Below are 26391 nucleotides of genomic sequence, written 5' to 3'. Positions count from 1 at the left end.
CGGGATACCGGCCGCTGCTGCGCCGCCCTCGCGCCCCGGCGTCGCGGCCCGCGAACCGTACCCTTGCCGCCATGCGACACGGTGCGATTCCCGGCGCCTCCGGGCGCGTTCGGCCTCTGACCCTGCTCGGTGACCCGGTGCTGCACACGGCGTGCGCCGAGGTGGCGGACGGGGCCGCGGGGCTCGACCGGCTGGTGGAGGACATGTTCGCCACGATGTACGCGGCCCAGGGCGTCGGCCTCGCGGCGAACCAGGTGGGCGAGGGCCTGCGGCTCTTCGTCTACGACTGCCCGGACGACGAGGACGTGCAGCACCGCGGCCATGTGGTCAACCCCCGGCTGGTGGAGACGGGCGGGGTGGTGGTGCGGGGGCCCGAGGGGTGTCTGTCGCTGCCGGGGCTGGAGGCGGCGACCGAGCGGCACGACCATGTGGTGGTGGCGGGGCGCACGCTGGACGGGGCGCCGGTCCGGGTGCAGGGCAGCGGGTTCTTCGCGCGCTGCCTCCAGCACGAGTGCGACCACCTGGACGGGACGGTGTTTCCGGAGCGCGTCACCGGCTGGCGCCGGCGCCGGGTGCTGCGGCAGGCGGCGCGCGCACCCTGGGGCCGGGGCCGCCGCGGGTGAGGCGCGGCCGCGGCGGGTTCAGAAGCCGGGGCCGCCCGGGCGGTCGTCGGCCACGGCCAGCCGGCCCCAGAGCAGATCGGCCAGGCTGCTCACCAACTGGGCGCGGGAGCAGGGCCGTTCACCGAGCCACCAGTCGCCGGCGGCGTGCATCATGCCGACGATGCCGTGGCCCCAGACGCGGGCCAACTGCTCGTCGCCCGGGCCGAGATCGACCCGCTCCTCGATGACCTTGGCCAGTTCCTCCCCGAGGCGGCGGAGCAGCGGGGCGGAGTGCCGTCCGACGTCGAAGCCGGCCTCGGCCTGCGGTCCGGCCTCGGCGGGGTGCATCAGGAAGCGGTAGACCTGCGGGCGGGCCTCGATGGCGGCGAGGTAGGTGTCGAGGGTGGCCTCGACGCGGGCGCGGCGTTCGGCCGGGGCGTCCAGCGCGGCGCGCAGGGCTTCCAGCAGGGCGTCGGTGTGCCGTTTGGCGAGGGCCGCGTAGAGGCCGCCCTTGTCGCCGAAGTGGCGGTAGAGGATGGGTTTGGTGATGCCGGCTTCGGCGGCGATGGCGTTCATGGAGGCGCCGGGGCCGTCGCGGAGCACGACCCGGTCCGCGGCTTCCAGCAGTTCGCGTCGCCGACGCTCGGCAGACCGCTGCTGCTCGGTCCGCTGCGTGGTTTCCATGATCTCTCCCCACCCCGTGCTGATTCGGCCCCGCCTGCGCAAACTAACACTTGCCGCAGGTGGTCCCGGTCGCCGCGGGGAGCGGTCCGGGGGGAGTTGACATCGCTTACTGGCGGGTAACAGACTCCTGTTACCGTTAGTAACGCTTGCCGGGAACGGATCCGCTGGAGGGGCCATGGCCGAGTTCACGATGGAACTCAACGACGAGCAGAAGGAGATCCGGGACTGGGTCCACGGCTTCGCCGCCGATGTGATCCGGCCCGCGGCCGCCGAGTGGGACGAGCGCGAGGAGACACCCTGGCCGGTCATCCAGGAGGCGGCCAAGATCGGCCTCTACTCCCTGGACTTCTACGCCCAGCAGTACTTCGACCCCACCGGCCTCGGCATCCCGATGGTCATGGAGGAGCTCTTCTGGGGCGACGGCGGGATCGGCCTGTCCATCGTCGGCACCGGCCTCGCCGCCGTCGGCGTCCTCACCAACGGCACCGACGAGCAGATCGGCACCTGGATCCCGCAGATGTACGGCGACGCCGACGATGTCAAGGTCGCCGCCTTCTGCTCCTCCGAACCCGACGCCGGCTCCGACGTGGCCTCCCTGCGCACCCGCGCCGTCTACGACGAGGCCAGGGACGAGTGGGTGCTCAACGGCACCAAGACCTGGGTCACCAACGGCGGCATCGCCAACGTCCATGTCGTCGTCGCCCAGGTCGAACCGGAACTGGGGTCCAAGGGTCACGCCTCCTTCATCGTCCCGCCGGGGACGCCGGGCCTGTCCCAGGGGCAGAAGTTCCAGAAGCACGGCATCCGCGCCTCGCACACAGCCGAGGTCGTCCTGGAGGACGCGCGCGTCCCCGGCCGCTGCCTGCTCGGCGGCAAGGAGAAGCTGGACGAGCGGCTCGCCCGGGCCCGCGAGCGCGCCGCGTCGGGCGGCAGGAACGCGGCGATGGCGACCTTCGAGGCGTCCCGGCCCGCCGTCGGCGCCATGGCCGTGGGCACCGCCCGCGCCGCCTACGAGGTGGCCCTCGACTACGCCAGGACCCGCGAGCAGTTCGGCCGCCCCATCATCGACAACCAGGGCGTCGCCTTCCAGCTCGCCGATATGCGCACCGGGATCGACGCGGCCCGGCTGCTGGTGTGGCGGGCCTCCTGGATGGCCGTCAACGGGCGGAAGTTCACCGCCGCCGAGGGCTCCCAGTCGAAACTCTTCGCCAGCGAGACCGCCAAGAAGGTCACCGCCCAGGCCGTCCAGATCCTCGGCGGCAACGGCTACACCCGCGAGTACCCGGTGGAGCGGATGCACCGGGACTCCGCGATCTACACCATCTTCGAAGGCACCAGCGAGATCCAGCGCCTGGTCATCGCCCGCGCCCTCTCCGGGATGCCGATCCGCTGACCCGGGCGGTGGTGCGTACGCCGGTCACGGGCCGGCCGGGGTGACGTTCTCGGCCGGTCCGTGCCGCAGCGGGGTGAGCTGCTCGATGTCGTAGCGGGCCCGCAGTTCCTCGATGGCAGCGTGGTCGGGCGGCCCGCCCCGGTCGAGGATGGCCAGCAGTTCCTCGAAGTACCGCTCGTGGTCGGGGGGCGGGGAGGCCTGGAAGAACATCTTGGCGGGCTCGCCGGTCGGGTTGGCGAAAGCGTGCGGGCAGCCGGGCGGCACCACGATCACGGTGCCGGGGGTGGCCCGCACCACCCGGTTCCCGCTGCTGGACTCCCAGCGCTGCCAGCGGTCCGCGGTCCGCACCACCGGCTCGAACGCGAGCATGTCCAGCTCCCCTTCGAGGACGTAGAACAACTCCTCGCTGCGGCTGTGCACATGGGCGCCCACATCGAAACCGGGCGGCACCAGCACCTCGAAGCTGGAGGCGCTGCGCGAGTGGGAACCGGTCACCTTGAAGGTGACCTGCTGGGCCGCGGTCCGGATGGCCCGGCCGTGGCCCGGCGGCACCAGCAGGCCCTCGGGCGGAGTCAGCGCGGTCATCGCTCTCCCTGACGGCATCGGCACGGGTACGGGGTGCGCACGGCGGGCCTCACCAGGTGACCGGCAGGGCCTCGGGCCCCCGGATCAGCGCGCCCTTCCGCCACGGCACATCCTCGGCCGGCACCCCGAGCCGCAGCCCGGGCAGCCGGTCCAGCAGCGTGCCCACCAGCAGCTCCGACTCCAGCCGGGCCAGCATCCCGCCCGGGCAGTAGTGCGGCCCGAAACCGAACGACACATGCGGGTTGGGGCTGCGGTCGAAGTCGATACGGTCCGGGTCGGGGAACACCTCCGGATCCCGGTTGGCCGCCAGATACGAGACGTACACCGCGTCACCCGCGTTGATCCGCACCCCCCGCACCGCCACGTCCTCCAGTGCGATCCGGGAGAGGCCGACGGCCGAGCGGTGCGGGATGTAGCGCAGCAGCTCGTCCACCGCGGCCGGCCGCACCTCCGGCTCCGCGCGCAGCCGTTCCAGCAGTGCCGGCCGGGTCAGCAGCAGATAGAACATCTGGCCGCTGTTGTTGGTGACGGCCTCGCCGCCGATCTGGATCAGCACCGCGAGCCCCACCGCCTCCTGCTCGGTCAGCTCCCCGCGCCCCAGCGCCGCGCCCAGCAGCGAGCACACGTCCTCGTCCGTACTGCCGCGGCGCGCACCGATCAACTCGGCGAAGTACGCGGACATTTCATCCCGGGCGCGCTCGCTGACGTCGGCGCCGTGAGTGGACGAGAGGATCAACTGCGTCCAGGTGTGCAGCGTGGTCCGGTCCTCCTCGGGCACGCCCATCACCTCGCACACCACGGCGATCGGGAACGGGCCGAGGACCCGCTCGGTGAGGTCCTGCGGCGGGCCGTCCGCGACCATGGCGTCGACCAGTTCGTCCAGCATCTCCTGGGCCCGCGCCCGCAGCCGTTCCACGCCCCGGGAGGTGAACGCGGGCGCCACCGCGCGCCGCAGCCGGGTGTGGTCCGGCGGGTCGGCGAAGCCCACGGCACCCGCGGCGGGGATGAAGTGCGGTGCCAGCCTGGTGACTTGGCGCCCGAGCACGGCCTCCCGGCTGAAGCGCGGGTCGTTGGTGACGGTGCGCACATCGTCGTAGCGGGTCACCAGCCAGGCCCAGCCCTCGCCGTTGGGGAGCTGGATGCGGGTGACCGGGCCCTCCCGCATCAGCTCGGCCAGCATCGGGTCGAAGTCCACGGCGGTCAGATCGAGCGCCGGCCAGAACCGCACCGGCGGCAGGAACGGCACGCCCGCGCCCGCGTCCCCGGCGTGCTCGGCGGTGGTGGTGGTCTCCTCGGCGGTCATACGGCGGCTCCCACGGGGGGTTCGGCGGCTCGGTCGTCGGCGGTCCAGCGGCCCAGGGACATCTCCGCGGTGATGCCCGGGCCGAAGCCGGCCAGCATCCCGCGCGCACCGTGCTCGGCCCCGCCCTCGTCGAAGAGCCGGCGCAGCGCGTCCAGGACGACGGCGCTGGCGATGTTGCCGTACTCGGTGAGCGTGGCGCGGCTGAAGCGGAACGCCTCCGGGGGGACCCGCAGGAAGGTGCTGAGGTCGTCCAGGATGCGCGGGCCGCCCGCGTGGATGATGTAGAAGTCGAGGTCGGAGGCGTCCCAGCCGTGGTTCCCGGCGAGTTGGGTCAGGGCCGGGGCGAGGGGCTCCATGGTGGTCGGCACCCGCTTGTCCAGCAGGAAGTGGAAGCCGGTGGCGCGGACGTCGTAGGCGATCCAGTCCTCGGTCTGGGGGATGAGGTAGGAGCCGTTGCGGACCAGTTCGATGCCGGTACCGCCGGTGCCGCGGACCACGGCGGCCGCGATGCCGTCGCCGAACAGGCCGTTGGAGAGCAGCGAACCGATGCCGAGGTCGGTCGGCTGGTAGCAGAGCGAGCAGAACTCGCAGGCCACGATGAGGGCGTTGGCCTGCGGGTAGGCCGTGCAGAAGTCATGCGCCCGGTTGACGGCGGCGCCGCCCGCGGCGCAGCCGAGCTGGGCTATGGGTATCTGCCGGGTGTGGCTGGGGAAGTCCATGGCGTTGATCAGCCAGGCGGTCAGCGACGGCATCATGAAGCCGGTGCACGACACATAGATGATCACGTCGATGTCGCCGGCGCGGAGCCCGGCGTCGTCCAGGGCGCTGCGCACCACGGCCGGTACCCGCGCCTTGGCCTCGGACTGGTAGAGGCGGTTGCGCTCCTCGAAGCCGGGGTGCTTCAGGGTCTCCTCGATGGGCTGCACGATGTGCCGGGTGCGGACCCCGGTGTTCTCGATCAGCCGTAGGGCCAGCGGGAGTTGCGGGTGGTCGGAGTGGAGGCGGCGCGCCAGTCGGAGCGTCTCCTCCATGGTGATGACGTGTTCCGGCACGGACACCGTGGGCCTGCACAAAGTCGCCATGAACCTGAGCCCCTGTCTCGCCCCCCGGCGGTGAAGGATGACGCTCTCCACGATTGCGCGGGCCGGTCCGGATCTCGCGCCGGACTGCTCCGTCTGCGGGATCGCGGACGGCCCGGCGCCGCGGCGAAATCCCCGCTCGGGGCGGGGATACGGGGGAAGCGAGTCGGCCCGCAGGGGTGACGGGCGGGCGGGTCAGTCGCCGGTGGTGGTGCTGCGGTGGGCGATGCAGGCGACGTCGATCCGGTCGGCCAGCTTGGCGAGTTCGATGGTGAGCGCGGCCACGGTGTCCTCGTCCAGGTCGCTGCGGCCCGAGTGCACCAGCCGCAGCCAGTGCCCGCCGACCGCGCGGAGCAGGGTGCTCACATCGTCGGCCGCCATCCGCAGCTTGCCGTTGCTGTCGACGATCGGGGGCGGTGTCATCTCTCGGCCCACTGGACCTCCGGGGGACGGGCGCTGGCGGCGAACCTGCGGATGCTAACCGCCGCCCATCTGCGGAAGGCGCCGCCGCACGGGGGGAGAGGTGAGGAAGGCCCCGGCCGGAGGGGGATCACGGCCGGGGCGGCCACGGGTGGACGCGGCAGTGGCCTCCCGCACCCACATATAGGTGAATATTGAATCAACATCCGCCGTTCCCCCGTCCCGTCCCCACCCGAGGTGAGCTGTGTCACCGGGCGCCCGGGAGGGCCCCCGGCCGCCGTCGTCTCACGCCCCGTGCCAGACGGTCGTGATGTTGCAGAACTCATGGATGCCGTGCCCCGACAACTCCCGCCCATAACCGGAGCGCTTCACCCCGCCGAAGGGGAACGCCGGGTGCGAGGCCGTCATCCCGTTCACATACACACCGCCCGCCTGGAGATCGCGTACACAGCGCGTGACATCCCCCTCGTCGCGGGTCCACACATTGGAACTCAGCCCGAACTGTGTGTCGTTGGCGAGCAGCACCGCCTCGTCCAGGTCCGCCACCCGGTACAGCGTGGCCACCGGTCCGAACGCCTCCTCCCGGTGGATACGCATCTGCGAGGTCACCCCCGCCAGGACCGTCGGCTCGTAGTACCAGCCCCGCTCCAGCTCCTCGGGACGGCGCCCGCCGCACAGCACCTCCGCGCCCTGCTGCACCGCGTCGTCCACCAACTCCTCCAGATCGGACCGGCCGCGCTCACTGGACAGGGGCCCCACATGCGTCGCCTCGTCCCGCGGATCGCCCACCCGCAGCGCCCGCATCCCCGCGGTGAAGAGCTTCCCGAACTCCTCGTACACATCGCGGTGGACGATGAACCGCTTGGCGGCGATGCAGGACTGGCCGTTGTTCTGCACTCGCGCGGTGACCGCGGTCTCCGCGGCCCGGGGCACATCCGCCGAGGGCAGCACCAGGAACGGGTCGCTGCCGCCCAGCTCCAGCACCGTCTTCTTGATCTCGTCACCGGCGACCGAGGCCACCGCACGCCCGGCCGGTTCACTGCCGGTGAGCGTCGCCGCGGCCACCCGCCGGTCCCGCAGCACACCCTCCACCGCGCCCGACCCCACCAGCAGCGTCTGGAAGCAGCCCTCCGGGAAACCGGCCCGGCGGAAGAGATCCTCCAGATAGAGCGCGGTCTGCGGCACATTCGAAGCGTGCTTCAGCAGCCCCACATTGCCCGCCATCAGAGCCGGCGCCGCGAACCGCACCACCTGCCACAGCGGGAAGTTCCACGGCATCACCGCCAGTACGACACCCAGCGGCCGGTACACCACCCGTGCAGCGCGCCCGCCGGAGTCCTCCACATCGGTCGCCGCCGGGTGCTCGTCCGCCAGCAGCGACTCGGCGCGCCCGGCGTACCAGCGCATCGCCTTCACACACTTCGCCGCCTCCGCACGGGCCTGGGTGACGGGCTTGCCCATCTCCCGGGTCATCAGCCCGGCGATCTCGTCCTGGTCCGACTCCAGCAGATCCGCGGCCCGCTCCAGCAGGATCGCCCGGTCTCCGACGGAGGTGGTGCGATAGGCGGCGAAGGTCGCGTCGGCCGTGGCCAGCCGCCGCTCGATCTCCTCACTCCCCAGCGCCTCGTACGTCTTCAACGTCTCACCGGTGGACGGGTCGACCGTTGCGATGGGCATGGCTGTGACACCTCCTGTGACGCGGATGGTTCCGACCTTCGCGCCGCGGCCCGGATACCGCCACCGCAGTACGGCCCGATGCCGCTGGACGGCGGTGGCCGGGTCGGGCGTGGTGGGGTCGGGCGGCCGGGATCCGGTCGGGCGGTCCAGGGTCAGTCCGGGTACCCAGGCGCCGGGCGGCCATGCCGGAACGCGGCCCCGAGGCACCCGCTACGGCGCCGCCCCGTCCAGCCGTTCCAGGAGCCGGTCCAGGAAGACCCGCTGGGCCGCCACCATCACCTCGCGTGCCCGCTGCGGCCCGAACCACGCCACCCGGTCCAACTCCGGAAACTCGACCGTCCGGCCCGAACGCGGCGGCCACTCCAGCGTGAACGTGCCCGGCACCACCGCCGCCGGATCCACCTCACCCGCCACCGCCCAGGCGACCACCCGCTTCCCGCCCGACTGCCGCACCTCACCCAGCGGCAGCGCCTCCCCCCGCGGCACCGGCAGCCCCAACTCCTCGGTGAACTCCCGCCGAGCCGCGTCCCAGGCCTCCTCCGGCGGCTGGTACTCGCCCTTGGGCAGAGTCCAGGCACCCGCGTTCCGGCGCGCCCAGAACGGGCCGCCCATATGCCCGAGCAGCACCTCCACCGCACCGCCCCGCCACCGGTACACCAGCAGGCCCGCGCTGCGCCGCCCGCTCACCGGTGCGCCGCCAGCACATCGTCCACCGTGTCCGCCTCACTGGCCGACTTGTCCTCCCGGTAGCGCACCACCCGGGCGAAGCGCAGCGTCACCCCCGCCGGATAACGGGTCGACCGCTGCAAGCCGTCATAGGCGATCTCCACCACCAACTCGGGCCGCACGGTGACCATATGACCGTCGTCCGACACCGCCAGCTCCCCGAGCCGCCCGGTCTGCCACTCCAGCATCCGATCGGTGAGCCCCTTGAACGTCTTGCCCAGCATGGCGAAGCCGCCCTCCGCACGGCGCGCCCCCAGATGCAGATTGGACAGCTTGCCGGTACGCCGCCCATGCCCCCACTCGGCGGCCAGCACCACCAGATCCAGGGTGTGCACCGGCTTCACCTTCAGCCAGGCCGCCCCGCGCCGACCCGCCTGGTAGGGCGCGTCCAGGTCCTTCACCACCACACCCTCCTGCCCGCGCGCCAGGGCCTCGGTCCAGAACGACTCCGCCGCCGCCCGCGCCTCCGGCAGCGCCGGATCCACCACCAGCCGCCGCACCCGCAACGCCTCCGGCACCAGCGCCGCCAGCCGCTCCTGCCGCAGACGCGCAGGCAGTCCCAGCAACTCCTCGCCGTCCACCGCCAGTACATCGAAGAAGACCGGGGAGACCGGCAGCCCGGCCGCCGCCCCCGTCACATCCAGCCGCGACCCCACCCGGCCCGCCGTCTCCTGGAACGGCCGCGGCCGCCCGTCCTCCCCGAGCGCCAGCACCTCCCCGTCCAGCACCAGCCGCCGCGCCCCCATCTCCCTTACGGCGGCGGCCACTTCGGGCAGCCGCTCGGTGATGTCGTCCAGCGTCCGCGTCCACACCCGCACCCCGTCCGCGTCGCGGTGCACCTGGATCCGGATCCCGTCGAGCTTCTCCTCCACCGCACACGGGCCCAGCCGATCCAGCGCCTCGCCCACCGAGCCCGCACTCTGCGCCAGCATCGGCTGCACCGGCCGGCCCACGGTCAGACGGAACGACGCCAGTACGCCCGGCCCCTCGGCCAGCAGCGCCCGGCCCACCGGCGCCACCGCACCGGTCAGCATCACCGCCCGGCGCACCTCCGCCGCCGATGCGCCCGCCGCCTGCGCCAGCGCCTCCACCGCCAGCGCGTCCAACGCACCCTGCCGGACCTCCCCGGTCAGCAGCCCGCGCAGAAAACGCTGCTCCTCAGCGGTGGCCGCACCCGTCAACTCGCCCAGCAGACGCCGCCGTTCGGCCTGCGAACCCGGTCCGCCGACCGCACCCAGCGCGCTCAGCGCCGCATCCACCCCCGACACCGTCAACGTGGCCTTGGCCGCCGGCGGCGGAATATCACGCAGCGAACTCCAGCCGACACCGAGCCGCCCCTGCCGCAGCCGCCCCGAGAGATAGGCGATCACCAGCGGCACATCGGCGGGCTCGGCCTGCGCGAACAACTCCGCCAGCAGCGCCGTCTTCCGGGACCGCGCCGAGGCGGCGGCAACCTCCCGGGACACTCGCGCAAGCCGCACAAACAACATGCAGCCATGGTGCACCTGCCCACGCCCGGCCGCCTGGGCGGCGGGGCGCGGCCACGGACGATCTCGACGGGGCGCCGGGTCGACTTCGGACGGCCGGGCGCAGCGTCTGCTGCAGGTCCGCTCGGTCCGGCCCGCGTGCGGCAAAAACCGCACGACAGTCCGATACGGGGCTTGCTAACGTCCCATGACCATGGAACCGCTCGCCGAGAAGGACATCCGCGCGTCCTTCATCAACTGCTCCAAGGGCGAGGCGAAACGCATCGACCTGCCACGCGACCTCGCCGACCGGCCCTGGGAGCATCTCGACTTCCTCGGCTGGCGCGACCCGGGCGCCCCCGACCGCGGCTATCTGGTCGTCCAGCGCGGCGACCGGCTCACCGGCATCACCCTCCGCGCCGCGCAGGGAGTGCGGCGCAGCTTCACCAAGACCACTGTCTGCAGCCTCTGCCTGACCGGGCACCCCGGCTCCGGAGTCGCCCTGCTCGCAGCCCCGAGAGCGGGCGTCGCCGGCCGCCAGGGCAACACCGTCGGCGCCTACGTCTGCGCCGACCTGGCCTGCTCCCTCTACCTCCGCGGCCGCCGCGAAACCGGCCTCGCCTTGCGCTACGAGGAAACCCTCACCCTCGACGAACGCATCCACCGCACCCTGACCAACCTCGACCACTTCCTCACCAAGATCCTCGTCTGAGGGGCCCACGCGGCGGTTGGACGCGCACGACTGCGGGAGTGTGGCCGGCCCCGTGGGGAAGACGGGCCCCATGTCCGTCTCGCCCTTCCTCGTCCCGACGGCCGCCGCCCCGCCCGGCGCCGCCTTCCTCTTCGACCTGGCTTCGGGCTAAGGACTGCGGAAGTTCACCGAGTTGGGCTTCGCACTCCTGCTGTCCTCGCTGATCGGCCTGGAGCGCGAGGTACGGCAGAAGGGCGCCGGGCTGCGCACCCACACCCTCGTCGGTGTCGGCAGCGCACTCTTCATGGAGGTGTCCGTACGCGGCTTCGGCGGGGTCCTCGGACTGGAGAACGTCTCCTTCGACCCCTCCAGGGGCGCCGCACAGGTCGTCTCCGGTATCGGCTTCATCGGCGGCGGACTGATCTTCGTCCGCCGGGACGCCGTCCGGGGACTCACCACCGCGGTCACCGTCTGGCTCACGTGTGCCATAGGCATGGCCTGCGGCGGCGGGCTGCCACTACTCGCCATCGGCGCAACAGCCGTGCACTTCCTGGTGATTCGCGGCTTCCCCGGATGTTCACCTGGCTGCCGTCCAGCCTCGCCCCCGGCCAAGTCGAACTCCGGCTGAGTTACCAACCCCGCCGAGGACTCCTGGGCCGCACCCTGGAACTCCGCACCGGCCGAGGATTCCGAGTGGTGGACGTGCAGGTGGACAACCACGAGGGCGACGAACGGGAACCCGCCGAAGTAGCCCTCCACCTGGAAGGCACCGGCACCGCAAACGCCTTGTCGCCGAACTCACCGAATGGCCCGGCGTCACCTCCGTAGGCCTCGGTGCCACCACCGCCGCCCTGGCCCGCGCCGAGTACGTACGCCCCCAGTCGATGCGGCTCACCCTCGGTGTCCTCGAAGAGCGCGGCCTCCTCCAGCGCAGTCCGGACCCCGACGACGGTCGCCAGTCCGTGATGTCAATCACCAAAGAGGGCGAGAGCGTTCTCAGCGATGTCCGCGCCGCCAAACAGGGCTGGCTCGTAGAAGCCATCGACCACCGCCTCGACCCGGCCCAGCGCCGGACACTCACCGAAGCCGTGACCTTGGTGGAACGGCTGGTCGCAGAGTGACCGAACCATCCATGTCCGGCGAGCCACCACCGAGGACGAAACGAGCAACACCGGCCGCCGACTGGGCAATTGGAGGAGCCCAGCCACTCAGGCTTCCGCCGCTCGACTGCACGACAGAGTCCACCGGCACCGGGGCGTCCGCACCGTGTATCACCGCATCACCCCCAAGGAGATCCATATGCCGGCCACCACTCTCGACCCGCGCACCGCTCTGGTCGTCGTCGATCTGCAGAAGGGCATCACCAGCAGCGACACCGCACATCCCGCCGCCGACATCATCCGGCGCTCCGCGGATCTCGCGGAGGCCTTCCGGGCCAAGAACCTTCCGGTGGTCCTGGTCCGCGTGACCGGAGGCGCCCCGGGCCGCACCGAAGGCCCCGCTGGTGGCGGGCAGCGGCCTGCCGACTGGGCCGATCTGGTGCCCGAACTGGGGCGCCACGACGAGGACATCATCGTCACCAAGCAGCAGTGGGGCGCCTTCTACGGGACCCAACTCGACCTCGAACTGCGGCGCCGAGGCATCACCCAGCTCGTCCTGACCGGGATCGCCACCAGCATCGGTGTTGAGTCCACCGCCCGGGCCGCCCACGAGCACGGCTACCACGTAACCGTCGCCACGGACGCGGTCACCGACAGGGATGGCGACGCACACCGCAACAGCGTGGAGAAGATCTTCCCGAGGCTCGGTGAGACCGAGACCACCGAGGCCATCCTGAAGCTCCTCGCCTGAGCGGCTGCCTGTAGGCGGTGTACCTCGCCCGGTCGGTATCGGCTGATGCGGCACTCCCGCCAGTCGTTGCCCCGTCAGCCTTGTCGGACGTGCCCCTGACCGAGCCGTTGCGGAAGCCAGCGCAACTGCACTGCCTCCTGGAACGGCCCACCGCCCTCGTGGTCGTTGAAGTCGTAGACCTCGATGGACTTGTCCTGGTGCGGATACGCGTTGTAGGCCGCGAAGACCGTCGACGGCGGGCATGTCTCGTCTTCCAGTGCGGTCGAGAACAGCGCAGGTGCTCGGCCCCGTGCCGCGAAGTGCACCCCGTCGAAGTAGGACAGCGTCCGACGCACCTGCTCGCTGCGTCCCCGGTGAGCCTTGAGGTAGTTGCCCAACTCGCGATAGGGGAGGCGGTCGGTGAGGGTGAGCGCGCGTGGGAAGTCGCAGAGGAACGGCACATTCGGTGCCACCGCCGCCAGATCCGGGACCAGCCCGGCCACCGCCAGGGCCACGCCGCCGCCCTGGCTGACCCCAGTCACCGCTGTGCGCGAGGCGTCCGTCAGCGGATGGGAGCGGGCGGCCTCCACGGCACGCACCCCGTCGGTGATCAACCGCCGGTAGTAGTAGTCCTCCGGATCTTCCACTCCTCGTGTCATGAACCCGGGGTGCGCGGGGCCGCTCCCCACCGGATCCGGGGTGTCGCCAGGGCCCCAACCACTGCCCTGGCCCCGGGGGTCCATCACGAAGTGGGCGAACCCGGCGGAGGCCCACAGCAGATGGGCATGGGCCAGACCGCGCCCACCGCCGTACCCGATGAACTCCACCACCAGCGGCAGCGGTTCCGTCGAAGCCGCCGGTACGGTCAACCAGCCGCGCACCGGGTGGCCGCCGAAGCCCGCAAAGGTCACGTCGTGCACCTGGACGGTGCGGAGCCCTGTATCGACTGCTTCGAATCGGGCGTCCAACGGATGGGAGCGGGTCTCGTCCAACGTCCTGGCCCAGAAGGCGTCGAAGTCCGGTGGCTCCACGGATGCACTTCGGTAGCCACGAAGCTGGTCGAGAGGCAGGTCGAACAGGGCCATATCGGACCTCCTTGCTGAGATGAAACGGCTGCTGACAGCCCGCAACCGTACGTGCTCCGCCTCCGCCAGGGGAGGGGAGGGGGCCGCTGGCCTGCGACGCAGGGGCCGCGCGTACATCGAGCGCGGCCCGCTGGAGCATCGGAGTAGCATCCGGCGACAGGATCCCCACGGCGAAGGGAACACGGTGCCGCACAGCGAGGAGCCGGGTGTGCTCGCCCGTACCGCGGACTGGTCCGAGGTCTTTCCCGACGGGTGGCGGCTCGGTGCCGAGCCGCGGCACTTCGACGCCGCGCTGAGCAGGCTTGCCCCTGGTGCCGAGACCGAACTCGGCATGGCCGCCGAGCAGGATCTGCTGCTCTGCGTCACCGAGGGGAACGGCCGGTTCGGCTCCCCTTCTGAAGCCGAACCGATCGCGGCCGGAGACGTGGCCTGGGTGCCCCGGGGCCGGCGAACCATGCTGGCGGCCGGAGCTGACGGGCTGGCCTACCTCACCGTCCTGGGCAGGGCACCGCTGCCGATCGCGGGCACGGCCATCTCGTCGCCCGGCGGTGAGGCGGCCTGCCTGCTCCACCGGGTCTGCCCTGCGTGTGGCCGTATGGCGCAGGAGTCGGATGCGCGCTACTGCAACCGCTGCGGTGACCCACTGCCCGCGGAGTGATCCACTCCGTTCTCGGCACCCCACCGCGCGTACCAATCGCCGCACCACACCTTGCAGAGTCAACGGCTCTCTGTGAGCTGACGCAGCGTCAACCTGACGTTTCCTCATGCGAGTTACTCCCTTTCGTCTGATCGGTACTTCCTGACCGTCTGTGCGTTGGACACGGCAGGACGCCGATCGTCACGGGCCGACCCGGAATTTCTTCAAGATTTTTCGGAGGAAAAAAATCGCCCGTTCCGCGTGACACTTCGCCACGCGCTGTGTCGGAAGGGAGAGGCGTCCGGAAGACGCATATGAACCTAGGCGGGCCGATGGGCGCGCCGAGATGCAGAGGAGCAGTCGATTGCCCTGGGAAGGTGCTGGGCCCCCCACCCCGAAGTCGGATGACGGGCCCGAGGAGTCACAACTGGTCTTGCGCGCGAAGGACGGGGACGAGCGCGCGTTCGGGATACTGGTGGACGCCCACGGATCCGTGCTGATCGGTGTGGCCCACCGGATGCTCGGAGACCGGGCGGAAGCCGAGGACGTGGTGCAGGAGGCCTTCTTCAAGGCCTGGCAGCGGCTCTCCCAATTCGACGGCCGATCGGCCTTCCGTACCTGGATGTACCGCATCGTGATCAACTGCTGTCTCAACGCTCTGCGCAGAGTTCGGCCCAGCCTCGTACTCGACGTACTGCCGGAGCAGCCGACACCTGCCCGGCATGGCTCACCCGAGAGGTCCGCGGAGGCGAACGCTGCACTGCGGGCCCTGACGGAGACCCTCCAGGAGTTGCCGGCGGACCAGCGGGCCTGCTGGGTGCTGCGAGAATGGCAGGACCTCTCGTACGAAGAGATCGCGGACGTGGTCGGGGTCAGCCGCGAGGCGGTCCGAGGTCGCATCTTCCGGGCACGGCGCTACCTGACGGAGGCGATGAGCGCATGGCGATGAACAGCAACGCGGTTCCGTCCGACGGCCCACCCGAGGACGAACTGCTCCCGTGCGGGCGGAGGTTGGAAGAGGTCTGGGAGGCGGATGACACGGGTGACGCCGAGTCGGATCCGCATCTGCAGGACTGCACATACTGCTCGGCCGCGCTGCGGGAGTTGAATGATCTGCACCAGGTGGTCCGTCAGGCGCGGCGGACCGAGCAGGACGAGCCGGTGAGCGAGGACTTCACCGACCGCGTCATGGGCAGGATCCGGCGTCATTCCCAGCCCGAGTTCAGCGTTTCCCTCCTGGACTACGACTCGGACCCGTGGACTCTGGAGGCCGTGGCCGCCCGGCGCTTCAGAGCGGCAGCCGATTCGCTGCCCGGTGTGGCGGCCGGGAGCTGCCAGGTGCGGCCGCTGACCGAGGGGGCGTTGGAGGTCACCGGTCCCGTCGAGGTCCGGTTGGAGGTGTCCGCGTCGCTCGGGATGAACTTCCACAGTATTGCCGATGCCATCCGCACCCGTGTGATGGCGGCCGCCGATGAACGACTTGGGATGGAGGTGCAGCGGGTCGATGTCACGGTGACGGACATCCTGGAGGAGAAGAGCGACGCGTAACGGGACAGGCCTTGCCCGTTCCGTATAGCGCCGGTAGCCGTTACCGCCCTCGACGCGGGCCCCACCCCCTTGCTCGCCCGCTTCACGCACTTTTCGCGGAGGTACGGAGACGGTGAGGCTGGGGGAGGGGCAGCTTGGCTCAACTTGGGCTGCGGAGTGTGCGGGTGGGGGCGGAACTGCCGCCGCGGAACGCCCAGGGCAGATTCGGCTCCACCACCGGACGGCACACCCGTCGGACCGGCTCGCTGCACAACAGGGTGATCATGGCCAGAGCGGCGGCGCTCACCACCAGCGCACCCAAGGGAGTGCGCACCCAGTCATGGTCGTACCAGCCTTTGAAACGGGAGGTCTTGATGAGGAAGCCGTGCAGTAGATAGGCGTAGAGCGTGCCGGTGCCCAGGGCGGTGTACCAGTGGGAGCGCGTCGGTACGCAGGCGAGGAAGCAGCCGGTGAGCAGCAGTGCCACCGCGAAGAGCAGGGGTGTGGTGATCAGCCCGACCCAGCGGGAGGCTCCGTCCACCCCGGCCACACTGCCGCGGTGGTAGAGCCACTCGGCACTGAAGCGGGGAGCGGCCCAGTAGGCGGCGCCCAGTGCGGCGGCGAACAGGGCAGCGCGAGCGGCCGCAGTGCACTGTGGCGCAACCGCTCGAAGTGCTCGCGGCGCAGCACCAGTCCGAGGACGAAGCAGGGCAGGAAACCGAGGACGCGCTGGAGTGCTAGATCCCCGCCGAGGTCGGGGGAGATCGATGCGATCACCGCGATGGCGAGTGCCACCGGCACCGGGTGGCGCAGCGTCAGCCAGATCGGTGTGGTGATCCGCCAGATGAAGAGCGCCAGCAGGAACCACATCACGTAGTACGGGTCGAGGAGGCTGATCGGATAGCCCGCATCGTGTGTCGCAAGCCGGTTGTACATCGTGTATGCGATCTCGAAGACCACATAGGGCAGGGCGACTTGGGTGAGGAGGCGGCGCACACGGCCGGGTGACATATCGAAGCTGCGGGAGAAGTAGCCGGAGACCAGGGCGAAGGCCGGCATATGGAAGGCGTAGACGACGAGATAGACGGCGGTGGCGGTGCGGCTGGAGTGGGTCAGCGGCTCCCAGGCGTGACCGCAGGCGACGAGCACGATGACGAGGTACTTCACATTGTCGAAGAAGGGGTCCCGGGCCCGGGGAGCGGCGACGCCCTTCGGCTGTGCGGTGGCGTCGTCCGCCTGTGGTGAGGCTCGGCTCCGGGCGGGCTCGGTGGCGGTGGGTACGGGACCGTTCGGCTGCTCCATGGTGCGTTGCGGCGTCTTCCTTGAGGCTGTGGGGGAACGACATTGTCCCTCGCCGCCCTGCCCGTACGCCGAATTCCCGACGGCCTCCGTTCGAGTGAACTCCCTTTCTGTACAAGCCTCGTGGCCGCTGACGGGCTCAACTCGGATACCGGTCCCGCCCCACCTCGACGATTCGGCTCAGCCGTGGTGACCGTTGCCCCGGGCCGCGGCGCGGCGGCGTAGCGACACCAGGATCCCGGCGGCGAGCAGCAGTGCCCCGACCACTCCGGCCGCCACGGTGAGCGTGGTCCGGGAGCCGAACAGGGTGGAGTGGTCCGCGGGCACGGCGGCGGCCGCGGCCGGTGCCTGCGAGGGACGCGGGTCGGCGGAGTGCGGTGGCAGCAGCGAGCCCACCGGACGCACCTGGCCGTCAGCGGCGAAGCCCCAGTCGAGGAGGGCCGCTGCCTCCGAGTAGACCTTGGTGGGGCCGCCCTCGGGGTGCATCAGGGTGACCAGAAGGGTGCGGTTGCCGCGGTGGGCGGCGGCGATCAGGGTGTGGCCGGCGTTGGTGGTGTAGCCGTTCTTGACGCCGACCGCGCCCGAGTAGCGGTCCACACCGCCGGCGCCGGTGAGAAGCCGGTTGGTGTTCTGGATGCCGTACGAGTCGCCGTGGTCGCCCGGGAACTGCGCGTGGGCCGTGGAGCAGTAGCGGGCGAACTGCGGATCGGAGAGCCCGGTCCGGCCGAAGATCGCCAGGTCGAAGGCGGAGGAGACCTGGCCCGGCATGTCATAGCCGTCCGGCGAGACGACATGGGTGTCTCGGGCGCCGAGCCGTTTCGCGGTGGCCTGCATCTGGCGCACCGCCGACCCGGTGCCGCCGATCATCGAGGACAGGACGTGCACCGCGTCGTTCCCGGAGCTGAGGAAGACACCGCGCCACAGGTCCGCCACCCGGTAGCTGTGGTCGGGGGCGACGCCGACCAGGCTGCTGCCCTCGCCCATCCCGGCCAGGTCCGCGGTGCGCACCCGGTGCTCGGTCGTGGAGTCCAACTGGGGCATCGCGGTCAGCGCGAACAGGGACTTGAGGGTGGAGGCCGGTGGCAGGCGGCGGTGGGCGTCGTGTGCGGCGAGTACGTCGCCGGAGCGGACGTCGGCCACCAGCCAGGATCTGGCGGAGAGTTCGGGGGGCAGTTCGGGGGCGCCGGTCAGGGGGTGTACCCGGGTGCCGGATCCGTCGAGTTGGTCGCCGGGAGGTGCCGGCCGGGGGTGCGGGGGCTGGGGCTCGGCGCGGACAGCGGCGGTCGCGGGGCCGGGCAGGACGAGAAGGGCGCCGACGGCGAGTGCGGCGGCGCGTCCGAAGCGGTGGCGCAGACGTGAACTGAGGGCCATTCCGCCACGGTAGAAAGAGCCGCGGCGGTGCGCAGATCGGGATGCGCCGCTCGGAGGTAAGCCCTCCGGGTGCCTTGCCCGGGCGCCGCCGCCGCGGGCCCGGCCCGTTGTCAGTGCTGCTCGCTAGGGTCGGGAACCGAACGTGACGACGCCGCTGTGCCGTTCTCCGGCGCCCGCCCCTGGCGGGCGGAGGGGCGTGATGCGGACAGAGTGGCCATACCCCCGTGTCCTGGTGCGGCGCCGCGACGTTTTCCGAGGTGACGGTGGATGAGCTAGCGGGACATGGATCGGCGGCCCCTGCCGGGGCGCCGGTAGGTGCCCTACCGGTCGGGAGTGACGCATGGTGATCCGCGAAGAGCGGCAGAGGGGAACGGAGGGCACGGCCTCCGGTCCACGGACGTCCCGGTGGACTTCTTGGCCGGCGCGGCGCCGTGGAGTCCGGCGGCCGGTGGACGACGTGCGGCGCCCCATATCGCGCCCGACCCCCGGGTCTCCGCAGACCGCATCCGACCGCGTGATCGACTTCTCGGAGCAGAAACGGACCAGTCATGCCACCCAACGGTCTTCGCGCCACCACACCGGTCACGGCGCTCGCCCTGCTGGTCACCCTCGCCGGGTGCGGTGCTCTGACCAGTACCCATGAGCGGCCGACGGACGCGGCCACGGACGCGAAGCGGCCGGGCACCCACACGGTCGCCGCGGCCCCGCCGCCCGCCGCGCTCCCGGCCGCCGGTCCACCGCGCGGGCTGCCCGAGCGGCTGCCGGGGCTCGGCCTCGGCACCCGGGCGCGTATCCCGCGGTCGGCGGAGCAGGTGCTGATCGTGACGGGCGACGGCTACGACGACTCGACCGCCACCGTGGTGCTGCATCAGCGGACCCCGCAGGGCTGGAGGCCCGGCACGACCTGGGCCGCGCACAACGCCCGGGACGGCTGGACCACCGACCACCGCATCGACGATCTGCGGTCCCCGATCGGGGTGTTCACGCTCACCGACGCGGGCGGCCGGCTGCGGGATCCGGGGGCCCGGCTGCCGTACCACCGGTCGCAGGACTTCACCGTGGAGGGGCTCGGCTTCAACGGGGAGTCGCTTGATGGTTCCTTCGACTATGTGGTGGCGATCAACTACAACCGGGAGCCGGGTACTTCGCCGCTGGACCGCGCCAGGCCATTGGGCGCCGACCGGGGCGGCGGTATCTGGCTGCATGTCGACCACGACGGTCCGACCCATGGCTGTGTGGCGCTCAGCGAGCGCCATATGCGGCAGTTGCTGCTGCTGCTCGACCCGGCCAGACATCCCGTGGTCGTCATGGGGGACAAGGCGTCGCTGGCTCGTTGAGCGGCGCCGATGTACGAGCTGTGCGCGCGGCCTCGATTGGGTAACGAGCATCAGCACCCGATATGTACGGACCACAGGGCGCGCCTAGCCTGTGGGGGTGAGGGGCAGGGGAAGCGGAGCGAGACCGTCCGCGGCGGCGGCCGGGAGCGGCTCCGACGGAGGGCACAACGGCATGGCCGACGGTGAGCGGACGCTGCTCGCGGTGCTGCCGGTCGCCGTGATGACCCTGGTCGCGCTGATCGACCTGTCGATGGGACCGGGCGGCGGGCTGCTGCCGCTGGTCTCGCTGGGCCCGGCCTTCGCGGGTCTGGTCGGCGGCTGGCGCCGTACCGTGCTGATCGGGGTGCTCGCCCTGCTGCTCTGTGTCGGTCTCGGTATCTACAACGGGCTGTTGCAGGAGCGGCGCGGTTTCACGGCCATGGGGTCGGTGGCCGGTGTCACCGGGGCGGGTGTGGTGGCCGCGGTGATGCGGCGCCGGCGGGAGGCGGAGCTGGCCAGTGTCCGCTCCATCGCCGAGGTCGCGCAGCGGGTGCTGCTGCGTCCGGTGCCGCGTACCGCGGGGCCGGTGCAGGTGGCCGTCTCGTACACCTCGGCGGTCGCGGAGGCGCGGATCGGTGGGGATCTGTACGAGGTGGTGGCCTCGCCGCACGGGATCCGGGTGATCGTCGGCGATGTGCAGGGCCATGGGCTGGCGGCGGTGGAGATGGCGGCCGTGGTGCTGGGGGCCTTCCGTGAGGCGGCGCACGACGAGCCGGATCTGACGGGGCTGGGCGCGCGGCTGGAGCGGAGTGTGGAGCGCGCCCTGGACGGGGAGCGCTTCGTCACCGCGATCCTCGCCGAGATCGCCGCCGATCGCGGCATCGTCTTCCTCAACTACGGCCATCCCGCACCCCTGTTGGTGCGCCGCGACGGCACGGTGGACTTCCCGCGGCCCCCGGTGTACGCGCTGCCGCTGGGGCTGACCGCGCACGGCGGGGACCGGCCGGAGCCGTACCGGGTGGACTTCGCCCCGGGGGAGCAGGTGCTGCTGTACACCGACGGGGTCAGTGAGGCGCGGGGCGAGGACGGGGTGTTCTATCCGCTGGGGGAGCGGGCCGCGCTGCTGAAGGAGCCGGAGGCGGAGGCGGCGCTCGCGGCGCTGCGGGCCGATCTGGTGGCCCATGCGCAGGGCCCGCCGCAGGACGACGCGGCGCTTCTGCTGCTGCGCTACCACGGACATGAGAAGCCGGACCCGGCGCCGGAGGGGGCACCGGATCCGGCCGAGGAGGACCGGTAGCCGCCGGTTACCTGATGTGCACCCACTGGGCTTGGGACGGGGTGTTGTCCTTGTCGGTGGCGAAGACCATGTACCAGCCGGCGGGGACCAGTGACTTGTCGGTGGGGACGGTCACCTTGATGCGGTCGCCGGACTTCTTCATGGTGAGGGCGATGGACCGCTGGTCGAAGTCGGTGACATGGGTGACGGAGCCGGGGTGCATCAGCCGCATCCGGTCGATGTCCGCGGTGTTCTCGCTGCGGAAGTCGAGGGTGTCGCCGCGGGCCACGTCGGTGTCGCCGGTGGCGGTGAGCGCGGGCCGGTCGCCGTGGAAGAGGTAGGGCGGGGAGAAGACCTCCACGCGCTGCTCGAAGGTGCCGGGCCGGGTGTTGGCCTTGTCGGAGAAGAGCGGGTCGGAGCCGAAGACGGCGATCCGTCCGTCGGGCAGCAGCAGTGCCTCGGTGTGGTAGTTGCGGCCGACGGTCGGGGCGGCGGCGGGGGTGAAGGCGTTCTTGGTCTGGTCGTAGATCTGGGAGCGGAGGATGTTGCTCTCGCCGCGGCCGCGGTAGTCCTTGCTGCCGCCGGTGGTGAAGACGGTGTCGTCGGGCATCAGGACGCTGTTCAGATAGCGGGTCTGCTCGGGTAGCTGGGGACCGGTGCGGAAGGCCGGCTTGTCCTTGCCGAGGTCGATGATCGAGGTGCGCGCGGTGGACTTGTGCGACTCGCCGACCCCGCCGCCGCCGAGCACCATCACGCGCTTGTCCTGGGCGGGCGGCAGCAGTACCGAGGCGGAGGTCTCCAGGATGTCGGGGTGGGTGAGGCCGGACACCGGGGTGAAGGCGTTGGTCTTCAGGTTCCAGAGGCCGGGCTCGCGGCCCTTGTCGGCGGGCCCGTAGCCGGCGTTGGAGCCCGAGTAGAAGAGGGTGTCCTTGCCGGTGACGAAGAAGGACGGGTAGGTGGGGAAGTAGCGGGAGGGCCCCTTGGACCAGGTCCTGGTCTTCGGGTCGTAGATCTCGTTCTTGCCGGGGACGACCTGGCCGATGTCGTCCAGGCCGGAGACGGCGAGGACGCGGCCGTCGGTGAGGGTGGTGAGGGTCGGGTACCAGCGGGCCTCGCTCATCGGGCCGACCTCGGTGAACTTCTCGGTGACCGGGTCGAATTCATAGCTGTTCTTGATGCCCTGGAAGTCCTTCTTGTCCAGGCCGAGTTTGTTGGCGATGCCGTAGAGGTTGTCCGCGTCCTTACCCTTGAGGCCCTTGATGCGGTATTGCTCGGTGGCGTTGGTGATGCCCTGCGGGCCGTTCTCGGTGGCCTCGACGAAGACGCGGGCCTCGCTCGCGGTGACCTTGGGGGTGCCGGTGCGTCCGCCGCCGGTCTTCTTCGCGGCCGGTACGCGGACGGCGTGTTCGGAGCGGTACTCGACGCCGGACGGGGAGCGGAAGACGGTCCCCTTCGGGAAGGATCGGGCCCCGTTCGGGTCCTCGTTCTTCACCAGCATGGCGCCGCCGGCCCGCTTCACATCGCCCTTGAGGGCCTCGTAGGCGCCGGTGCCGCCGGCCACCAGGATTCTGCCGTCGGGGAGTTGGGCGTGCCCGGCGCAGAACAGGTCCTCCGGGGTGTCGATCTTCTTGAAGGTGTTCTTCGCCGGATCCCAGAGGGTGCTGCGGAAGGAGCCGCCGTGGAAGTGCTTGACGTCGTTGCCGGAGCCGGCGATCAGCAGCACCTTGCCGGTGTGCAGCATCACCGCGTGGATCGAGTTGAGTTGATAGGAGCCCGGCATGTCGGCCAGCGCCCAGTGGCCGTGCTTCGCCTTGTACTCGGGCCGGTTGATCTCGTACTTGTGGTACTGCTCCTCGGTGAAGCCGATCAGCGCGGGGGCGTTGAGGCCGGCGAGGACGACGACCACTCCGGCGCCCAGCCAGGTCTTGCGTGCCTTGAGTCGGGAACGGCGCTGCATCGGGCGGGCCTCCGGCGAATACGGGAACAGAATCTCCCGACGACTACCGCACCCCTGATGGGGACTGTCGCAGACACTCGGCGCAACTCGGTCCCCGTAACCGGAATTGGGTCGAATTGAGCAATGGTGCAGGTGGGGTGGGTACGGCTGCCGGTTCGCGGTCCGAGGTCGCCGGTGAAATGTCCGCGGCGTCCGCAACTCCCGGGAACCGGACCAGACTTGACCCGGTCTTTACAACCGGAGACCCCGGAGCGGGCTCTGAGGGGGTGACCGGAAAAACGTCCAGGAGGACGGCACGACAGGTGGGAACTTCGACTGTGCATTCCGAGCCCGGGACCGGTGAGACAGCGATGGACACCGTGCGGCAGGCAGCACCGGCTTCCGCCACGGGCCGACCCGCCCCCGCGCAGGGCGGCGAGGCCGAGGCGGCGGCACTCTTCGCAACCGCCTATCCACGGCTGGCCGGTTGGTGCCGCACCCTGGTGCGCTCCGACGACCTGGCGCATGAGATCGCCTCCGAGGCGTTCACCCGCCTCTGGTCGCGCTGGCGCACCGTGGACGAGCCGGTTCCGTATCTCTACGCAGTCGCGTCCAACCTCGTCAAACAGCAGTGGCGCAGCGCGGAACGGGAACGCCGGGCACTCAGCCGGCTGACCCGGGACGCGACCGAGTCCGCACCTCCCGCCGACCGGGGATCCGCAGTCCGCTCCCTGGTGCAGGGGCTGCCCGTACGGCTGCGGACACCGGTCCTGCTGCACTACTACGCGGGGCTCAGCATCGAGGAGATCGCCACCGCCCTGCACCGCCGCCCCGGCACCGTAAAGAGCGACCTCTACAACGCACGCCAGGCCCTCAGAGCCGAACTGCGAGGACTCCATGAAGTCACCACGTGAACCCAGCCCGGGCCCCGAAGGTCCGGAGCCCACCGAACTCACCGACGTCTTCACCTCCCACACCGCACCGCTGCCCCCGCCCCCCGGGACCTTCGAAGCGGTACGCGACCGGGCCAGGTCGCGCCGCCGCGGCCGGGCGATGTGGGCCGGGGCGCTGGTCGCGGGCTGTGTGGCCGCCGCCTGCGTCGCGATCACCACCAACGGCGGCGGCGACCCCGAGCCGGCCACCGTCGCGGTCAGCCCCGCGAGCGACTCCGCCCGCCCCGCCTCCCCGCCCCCCAGCAGCGCACCCGCCACCACCCCGGACGGCACCCCCGACGCCGGTAGCGGCAAGCCCTCCGGGCCCGCCGACTCCAAGTCCGCCAAGCCGTCCGAGCAGAGCGCCACTCCGGACCGCGACAGCACCTTCGCGGGCGGGCCCCCGGTCTGCCGTACCGAGGAACTCACCATCACGCTCGGCCGGACCGACGGCGCGGCCGGCTCGCTGTACCGGCAACTGCGGGTGCGCAACGATGCCGACAAGCCCTGCACGCTCTACGGCTTCCCCGGGGTGTCCCTGGTGGACAGTGCCGGGCACCAGCTCGGCAAGCCCGCCGACCGCGCCGGTTCGCAGGCCGCCGGGCGGGTGGTGATGAAGCCCAACCAGCGGGAGCAGGTCACCCTGCGGTCCCTGACCGCGGCCGTCCAGACCACGCCCGGCTGCCACCGCGCCAAGGCCGCCGGATTCCGCGTCTACCCGCCGGGTGAACGCGCCTCCGCGGTGATCCACGCCAAGGGCCTGGAAGCCTGCACCAGTACCAAGGTCACGACCCTCACCGTGACCTCCTTCGGCGTCCACTGACCGGGACGCCGGGCGTGCTTCCCCCACGGCACGCCCAGGGGCGGTCGCCGTCTCAGGAACGGCGGCCGCCCGCAGACCCGCGGAGTGCGCCGGGGGCTCAACACCCCCGGCGCACATACCCGTTGGCGCCCGGCACCGACACCGCCACATCCCGCCGTATGACACTCAGCGACCGGCCGAAGCGGGTACAGGCGGCGCGCAGACCGGAGTCGGTGTACTCCACGTCCACCACCCGGCCGTCGAAGGCACGCAGATAGGTGCCGCACTCGCGGTAGGCGCCGCACTCCTCGGTCACCGCGAAGTCCAGCCCCACACGGGCGCGTTGACCCGCCAACTCAGCGGTGTTCTTCTGGCCGGCGGCCAGTCCGCGGCGGTGGGCACGGTCCGCGAGCAGCCGCAGATAGGCGGTGGCGTCCGAGGACCGCAGCAGGCCGCGGGAGCGGGTGTAGCTGTCGTAGTTGTCGAACTCGACCGCGTCGAAACCGCTGCGCGCACAGCCGTCGATCCACCGCCCGACCCGCGCGGCCGCGTCCCGGCGGAGGTCCGCCGAGGACAGGTCCAGCAGCCGCTCGTCCCAGTCGGTGTCGATCACCGGCCGTCCGCCCGGTATGCGCAGCAGCAGCCGCCGCGGCCACCGCTGCTCCGCCCCGGGCTGCACCTGGAAGGCGTTGACGTAGCAGATGTTGTAGCGGCCGGGGGCGGGGGAGTCGGTGCGGTCCCGGCTGAGGACGCGGGTGCCGGGTGGCGGCGGGTAGGCGCCGCCGATCTGGTAGTCGAAGGAGGCACCCCTCGGCGGCAGCCGCACCGGCGGGCTCGTCCGCTGCGGCTCGGCGGCGGAGCCCGTGCATCCGGTGAGTGCGCTCAGGGAGAACGCGAGCGCGGCCCCCGCCACCCCGCGGCCTGCCCTACTGCGGTGCGACGCCATGTCCCCCCTCGTGACCGTCCCCGAGCGTGGATCCAAGCCGGTGGATCGCCGCACGTCAAGCCGGTGATCACGGCCCTGTGTTGCGTTCATGGACAGGGGCGCCCACGCTGGAAGTCACGCATCGGCCACCATCGCTCACTCTTCGTGCTCGGGACCGTCCACCGCGACGGAACGCTGAGTCGGGCATCGCGGTGAAGGAGCAACCCACCATGACCGCTCCGGTCAACTGCTACTACGTCGTGGAAGTGGAGGCGTCCGGGGAGCGCCTCCGGCACATACGAGGCACCCTGGCCGCCCACCTCGGCTACTGGGGGCTGGAACTGCACACCGAACCCGTCTGCCGCGGGGTGCGCGAGCTGTTCCTGAACGTCGCCGAACATGCGGGGGAGAGCAAGACCTGTGTGATCGAACTCCGTTGGAACGGCCGCTTCGTCACGGCCGCCGTCTCCGACCGGGACCGGGCCCTGCCGCTGCCGCTGGGCCCCGCCCGAGGTGGCTTGTCCCGGGTCGCCGCCCTCAGCGACACCTGGGGCGCCTGCCCGCGGTCGGACGGGAAGATCGTCTGGTTCACCCGCCGCGCCACCGCGGCCCAACGCGAGCCGCTCGCCTGGCCGTTGCCCGACCCCGGCGCACGGGAGGCACTGCGCACCCCGGTCGCCGTACCCTGCTGACCGGCCCGCCGAACAGATCCTCAACCAGGCCGGGGGGCCCCCCGGTCGGGGGGGGCCCGGCCCCCCCGGAGGGCCGGGCCAGGCCGGCCCGGGGGCCGGGGCCCGGGCAGCGCCGGGTGGGGGGTGGTGGGGGGGAA

Annotated in this window: 26 protein-coding genes and 1 pseudogene; 14 read left to right on the top strand and 13 right to left on the bottom strand. The window is 71.4% G+C overall.

Going from position 1 to position 26391, the window contains the following annotated elements:
* Positions 1 to 71: 71 nt before the first annotated feature.
* Complete coding sequence (def, locus tag ACFVST_RS00135; protein WP_390145209.1) at positions 72 to 623, top strand: peptide deformylase; 552 nt, start codon at positions 72 to 74, stop codon at positions 621 to 623.
* 18 nt (positions 624 to 641) lie between these two features.
* Here the strand turns inward: def and ACFVST_RS00130 are convergent, their stop codons facing one another.
* A complete protein-coding gene (locus ACFVST_RS00130; protein ID WP_390145207.1) occupies positions 642 to 1286 on the bottom strand; it encodes a TetR family transcriptional regulator in 645 nt (214 codons plus the stop codon).
* A gap of 175 nt (positions 1287 to 1461) precedes the next feature.
* Between ACFVST_RS00130 and ACFVST_RS00125 the strand changes: the two genes are divergently transcribed.
* A complete protein-coding gene (locus ACFVST_RS00125; protein ID WP_390145205.1) occupies positions 1462 to 2679 on the top strand; it encodes an acyl-CoA dehydrogenase family protein in 1218 nt (405 codons plus the stop codon).
* Between the two features lie 24 nt (positions 2680 to 2703).
* Here ACFVST_RS00125 and ACFVST_RS00120 read toward each other — a convergent pair whose 3' ends face one another.
* The 7 genes from ACFVST_RS00120 to ACFVST_RS00090 all read right to left on the bottom strand — a co-directional run bounded on the left by ACFVST_RS00120 (position 2704) and on the right by ACFVST_RS00090 (position 9959).
* Positions 2704 to 3264 carry a cupin domain-containing protein gene (locus ACFVST_RS00120; protein ID WP_390145203.1) on the bottom strand — a complete coding sequence of 187 codons (561 nt, stop codon included), beginning with the start codon at positions 3262 to 3264 and terminating at the stop codon, positions 2704 to 2706.
* A gap of 49 nt (positions 3265 to 3313) precedes the next feature.
* Complete coding sequence (locus ACFVST_RS00115; RefSeq protein WP_390145201.1) at positions 3314 to 4567, bottom strand: cytochrome P450; 1254 nt, start codon at positions 4565 to 4567, stop codon at positions 3314 to 3316.
* Positions 4564 to 5649 (bottom strand): type III polyketide synthase, encoded by a 1086-nt coding sequence (locus ACFVST_RS00110; protein WP_390145199.1) that lies wholly within the window; start codon positions 5647 to 5649, stop codon positions 4564 to 4566. Before ACFVST_RS00110 ends, ACFVST_RS00115 begins: the two co-directional genes overlap by 4 nt.
* 192 nt (positions 5650 to 5841) lie before the next feature.
* On the bottom strand, positions 5842 to 6081 hold the full coding sequence (locus ACFVST_RS00105; protein ID WP_390145197.1) for a DUF6213 family protein: 240 nt from the start codon (positions 6079 to 6081) through the stop codon (positions 5842 to 5844).
* 270 nt (positions 6082 to 6351) lie between these two features.
* Positions 6352 to 7743 (bottom strand): NADP-dependent succinic semialdehyde dehydrogenase, encoded by a 1392-nt coding sequence (locus ACFVST_RS00100; RefSeq protein WP_390145195.1) that lies wholly within the window; start codon positions 7741 to 7743, stop codon positions 6352 to 6354.
* 210 nt (positions 7744 to 7953) lie between these two features.
* Complete coding sequence (locus ACFVST_RS00095) at positions 7954 to 8430, bottom strand: NUDIX domain-containing protein (RefSeq protein WP_390145193.1); 477 nt, start codon at positions 8428 to 8430, stop codon at positions 7954 to 7956.
* Positions 8427 to 9959 (bottom strand): ATP-dependent DNA ligase, encoded by a 1533-nt coding sequence (locus ACFVST_RS00090; RefSeq protein ID WP_390145191.1) that lies wholly within the window; start codon positions 9957 to 9959, stop codon positions 8427 to 8429. The genes ACFVST_RS00095 and ACFVST_RS00090 overlap by 4 nt, the downstream gene beginning before the upstream one ends.
* Positions 9960 to 10149: 190 nt before the next feature.
* Here ACFVST_RS00090 and ACFVST_RS00085 point away from each other — a divergent pair, with 190 nt between their 5' ends.
* The 4 genes from ACFVST_RS00085 (at position 10150) to ACFVST_RS00070 (ending at position 12477) form a co-directional block, all read left to right on the top strand.
* Complete coding sequence (locus ACFVST_RS00085) at positions 10150 to 10647, top strand: FBP domain-containing protein (protein WP_390145704.1); 498 nt, start codon at positions 10150 to 10152, stop codon at positions 10645 to 10647.
* A gap of 172 nt (positions 10648 to 10819) precedes the next feature.
* Positions 10820 to 11254, top strand: a complete 435-nt coding sequence (locus tag ACFVST_RS00080) for an MgtC/SapB family protein (protein ID WP_390145189.1) — start codon at positions 10820 to 10822, stop codon at positions 11252 to 11254.
* A 337-nt stretch (positions 11255 to 11591) separates the two neighbouring features.
* The gene (locus tag ACFVST_RS00075; RefSeq protein WP_390145187.1) at positions 11592 to 11747 is read left to right on the top strand and encodes a hypothetical protein; all 156 of its coding nucleotides are present in this window, start codon (positions 11592 to 11594) and stop codon (positions 11745 to 11747) included.
* A 178-nt stretch (positions 11748 to 11925) separates the two neighbouring features.
* The gene (locus tag ACFVST_RS00070) at positions 11926 to 12477 is read left to right on the top strand and encodes an isochorismatase family protein (protein WP_390145185.1); all 552 of its coding nucleotides are present in this window, start codon (positions 11926 to 11928) and stop codon (positions 12475 to 12477) included.
* Between the two features lie 74 nt (positions 12478 to 12551).
* On the opposite strand, the gene ACFVST_RS00065 is transcribed toward ACFVST_RS00070, so the two are convergent.
* Positions 12552 to 13541: an acetylxylan esterase gene (locus ACFVST_RS00065; protein WP_390145183.1), complete on the bottom strand. Its 990-nt coding sequence runs from the start codon at positions 13539 to 13541 to the stop codon at positions 12552 to 12554.
* 184 nt (positions 13542 to 13725) lie between these two features.
* Here ACFVST_RS00065 and ACFVST_RS00060 point away from each other — a divergent pair, with 184 nt between their 5' ends.
* The 3 genes from ACFVST_RS00060 (at position 13726) to ACFVST_RS00050 (ending at position 15726) form a co-directional block, all read left to right on the top strand.
* Complete coding sequence (locus ACFVST_RS00060) at positions 13726 to 14199, top strand: hypothetical protein (RefSeq protein ID WP_390145181.1); 474 nt, start codon at positions 13726 to 13728, stop codon at positions 14197 to 14199.
* Between the two features lie 343 nt (positions 14200 to 14542).
* Positions 14543 to 15127 carry an RNA polymerase sigma factor gene (locus ACFVST_RS00055; RefSeq protein WP_390145179.1) on the top strand — a complete coding sequence of 195 codons (585 nt, stop codon included), beginning with the start codon at positions 14543 to 14545 and terminating at the stop codon, positions 15125 to 15127.
* Positions 15118 to 15726: an Asp23/Gls24 family envelope stress response protein gene (locus tag ACFVST_RS00050; protein WP_390145177.1), complete on the top strand. Its 609-nt coding sequence runs from the start codon at positions 15118 to 15120 to the stop codon at positions 15724 to 15726. The genes ACFVST_RS00055 and ACFVST_RS00050 overlap by 10 nt, the downstream gene beginning before the upstream one ends.
* A 139-nt stretch (positions 15727 to 15865) precedes the next feature.
* Here ACFVST_RS00050 and ACFVST_RS00045 read toward each other — a convergent pair.
* Together ACFVST_RS00045 and ACFVST_RS00040 are read right to left on the bottom strand one after the other, a co-directional pair.
* Positions 15866 to 17007 (bottom strand): annotated as a pseudogene (locus tag ACFVST_RS00045) (acyltransferase family protein).
* Between the two features lie 177 nt (positions 17008 to 17184).
* The gene (locus ACFVST_RS00040; RefSeq protein WP_390145175.1) at positions 17185 to 18375 is read right to left on the bottom strand and encodes a D-alanyl-D-alanine carboxypeptidase family protein; all 1191 of its coding nucleotides are present in this window, start codon (positions 18373 to 18375) and stop codon (positions 17185 to 17187) included.
* A gap of 548 nt (positions 18376 to 18923) precedes the next feature.
* Here ACFVST_RS00040 and ACFVST_RS00035 point away from each other — a divergent pair.
* Complete coding sequence (locus ACFVST_RS00035) at positions 18924 to 19712, top strand: L,D-transpeptidase family protein (protein ID WP_390145173.1); 789 nt, start codon at positions 18924 to 18926, stop codon at positions 19710 to 19712.
* Between the two features lie 172 nt (positions 19713 to 19884).
* Positions 19885 to 20988: a PP2C family protein-serine/threonine phosphatase gene (locus ACFVST_RS00030; protein ID WP_390145171.1), complete on the top strand. Its 1104-nt coding sequence runs from the start codon at positions 19885 to 19887 to the stop codon at positions 20986 to 20988.
* A gap of 7 nt (positions 20989 to 20995) precedes the next feature.
* Here ACFVST_RS00030 and ACFVST_RS00025 read toward each other — a convergent pair whose 3' ends face one another.
* On the bottom strand, positions 20996 to 22924 hold the full coding sequence (locus ACFVST_RS00025) for a galactose oxidase-like domain-containing protein (protein WP_390145169.1): 1929 nt from the start codon (positions 22922 to 22924) through the stop codon (positions 20996 to 20998).
* Positions 22925 to 23274: 350 nt separating this feature from the next.
* On the opposite strand from ACFVST_RS00025, the gene ACFVST_RS00020 reads away from it, so the two are divergent.
* Both ACFVST_RS00020 and ACFVST_RS00015 read left to right on the top strand, forming a co-directional pair.
* Positions 23275 to 23817: an RNA polymerase sigma factor gene (locus ACFVST_RS00020; protein ID WP_390145167.1), complete on the top strand. Its 543-nt coding sequence runs from the start codon at positions 23275 to 23277 to the stop codon at positions 23815 to 23817.
* The gene (locus ACFVST_RS00015) at positions 23801 to 24658 is read left to right on the top strand and encodes a DUF4232 domain-containing protein (protein ID WP_390145165.1); all 858 of its coding nucleotides are present in this window, start codon (positions 23801 to 23803) and stop codon (positions 24656 to 24658) included. Before ACFVST_RS00020 ends, ACFVST_RS00015 begins: the two co-directional genes overlap by 17 nt.
* 97 nt (positions 24659 to 24755) lie before the next feature.
* On the opposite strand, the gene ACFVST_RS00010 is transcribed toward ACFVST_RS00015, so the two are convergent.
* On the bottom strand, positions 24756 to 25583 hold the full coding sequence (locus ACFVST_RS00010; protein WP_390145164.1) for an endo alpha-1,4 polygalactosaminidase: 828 nt from the start codon (positions 25581 to 25583) through the stop codon (positions 24756 to 24758).
* Between the two features lie 209 nt (positions 25584 to 25792).
* Here ACFVST_RS00010 and ACFVST_RS00005 point away from each other — a divergent pair, with 209 nt between their 5' ends.
* Positions 25793 to 26254, top strand: coding sequence for an ATP-binding protein (locus tag ACFVST_RS00005; protein WP_390145162.1), 462 nt, complete (start codon positions 25793 to 25795; stop codon positions 26252 to 26254).
* The last annotated feature ends 137 nt before the right edge of the window (positions 26255 to 26391 follow it).

The sequence above is a fragment of the Streptomyces sp. NPDC058045 genome (assembly GCF_042885635.1).
In the GTDB taxonomy this organism is placed as follows: domain Bacteria; phylum Actinomycetota; class Actinomycetes; order Streptomycetales; family Streptomycetaceae; genus Streptomyces.
This window is presented reverse-complemented; position numbering and strand designations above follow the sequence as displayed.

What these genes read in the sequence shown, in the direction of transcription:
- def (WP_390145209.1), top strand. Translation starts at nt 72, where the DNA reads ATGCGACACGGTGCGATTCCCGGCGCCTCCGGGCGCGTTCGGCCTCTG.
- ACFVST_RS00130 (WP_390145207.1), bottom strand. Translation starts at nt 1,286, where the DNA reads ATGGAAACCACGCAGCGGACCGAGCAGCAGCGGTCTGCCGAGCGTCGG.
- ACFVST_RS00125 (WP_390145205.1), top strand. Translation starts at nt 1,462, where the DNA reads ATGGCCGAGTTCACGATGGAACTCAACGACGAGCAGAAGGAGATCCGG.
- ACFVST_RS00120 (WP_390145203.1), bottom strand. Translation starts at nt 3,264, where the DNA reads ATGACCGCGCTGACTCCGCCCGAGGGCCTGCTGGTGCCGCCGGGCCAC.
- ACFVST_RS00115 (WP_390145201.1), bottom strand. Translation starts at nt 4,567, where the DNA reads ATGACCGCCGAGGAGACCACCACCACCGCCGAGCACGCCGGGGACGCG.
- ACFVST_RS00110 (WP_390145199.1), bottom strand. Translation starts at nt 5,649, where the DNA reads ATGGCGACTTTGTGCAGGCCCACGGTGTCCGTGCCGGAACACGTCATC.
- ACFVST_RS00100 (WP_390145195.1), bottom strand. Translation starts at nt 7,743, where the DNA reads ATGCCCATCGCAACGGTCGACCCGTCCACCGGTGAGACGTTGAAGACG.
- ACFVST_RS00090 (WP_390145191.1), bottom strand. Translation starts at nt 9,959, where the DNA reads ATGTTGTTTGTGCGGCTTGCGCGAGTGTCCCGGGAGGTTGCCGCCGCC.
- ACFVST_RS00085 (WP_390145704.1), top strand. Translation starts at nt 10,150, where the DNA reads ATGGAACCGCTCGCCGAGAAGGACATCCGCGCGTCCTTCATCAACTGC.
- ACFVST_RS00075 (WP_390145187.1), top strand. Translation starts at nt 11,592, where the DNA reads ATGTCAATCACCAAAGAGGGCGAGAGCGTTCTCAGCGATGTCCGCGCC.
- ACFVST_RS00070 (WP_390145185.1), top strand. Translation starts at nt 11,926, where the DNA reads ATGCCGGCCACCACTCTCGACCCGCGCACCGCTCTGGTCGTCGTCGAT.
- ACFVST_RS00065 (WP_390145183.1), bottom strand. Translation starts at nt 13,541, where the DNA reads ATGGCCCTGTTCGACCTGCCTCTCGACCAGCTTCGTGGCTACCGAAGT.
- ACFVST_RS00050 (WP_390145177.1), top strand. Translation starts at nt 15,118, where the DNA reads ATGGCGATGAACAGCAACGCGGTTCCGTCCGACGGCCCACCCGAGGAC.
- ACFVST_RS00040 (WP_390145175.1), bottom strand. Translation starts at nt 18,375, where the DNA reads ATGGCCCTCAGTTCACGTCTGCGCCACCGCTTCGGACGCGCCGCCGCA.
- ACFVST_RS00035 (WP_390145173.1), top strand. Translation starts at nt 18,924, where the DNA reads ATGCCACCCAACGGTCTTCGCGCCACCACACCGGTCACGGCGCTCGCC.
- ACFVST_RS00030 (WP_390145171.1), top strand. Translation starts at nt 19,885, where the DNA reads ATGGCCGACGGTGAGCGGACGCTGCTCGCGGTGCTGCCGGTCGCCGTG.
- ACFVST_RS00025 (WP_390145169.1), bottom strand. Translation starts at nt 22,924, where the DNA reads ATGCAGCGCCGTTCCCGACTCAAGGCACGCAAGACCTGGCTGGGCGCC.
- ACFVST_RS00020 (WP_390145167.1), top strand. Translation starts at nt 23,275, where the DNA reads ATGGACACCGTGCGGCAGGCAGCACCGGCTTCCGCCACGGGCCGACCC.
- ACFVST_RS00015 (WP_390145165.1), top strand. Translation starts at nt 23,801, where the DNA reads ATGAAGTCACCACGTGAACCCAGCCCGGGCCCCGAAGGTCCGGAGCCC.
- ACFVST_RS00010 (WP_390145164.1), bottom strand. Translation starts at nt 25,583, where the DNA reads ATGGCGTCGCACCGCAGTAGGGCAGGCCGCGGGGTGGCGGGGGCCGCG.
- ACFVST_RS00005 (WP_390145162.1), top strand. Translation starts at nt 25,793, where the DNA reads ATGACCGCTCCGGTCAACTGCTACTACGTCGTGGAAGTGGAGGCGTCC.